Consider the following 274-nt stretch of genomic DNA (forward strand, 5'->3'; position numbering starts at 1 on the left):
ATAAACGTGTCACGCACTTCCGGATTGACGATTAGATCGACGTACCGCTTGCGGTAACGCGTTTCGATATCCTTTAAACCGTGGTATTTCTCTGGTAGTGGACGCAGCGATTTGGTCAAGTAAGTCAATGACTTTGCCTTTACGCTCAATTCGCCTGTCTTGGTCTTGAAGACTACCCCGGATACGCCTATCAAATCGCCAATATCACTGAGGTCAAATACTTTATGCGCATCTTCTCCCACAGTATCCTGACGCACGTAGATCTGGATTTGTC

1 protein-coding gene is annotated in these 274 nt (G+C 46.7%); it reads right to left on the reverse strand.

Annotation, left to right across the window (positions count from 1 at the left end):
- Positions 1-274 (reverse strand): OB-fold nucleic acid binding domain-containing protein (locus EDM52_RS24195; protein WP_338068351.1); only part of this gene is annotated, 274 nt, incomplete at both ends.

The organism is Brevibacillus invocatus (assembly GCF_003710915.1).
In the GTDB taxonomy this organism is placed as follows: Bacteria; Bacillota; Bacilli; order Brevibacillales; family Brevibacillaceae; genus Brevibacillus; species Brevibacillus invocatus.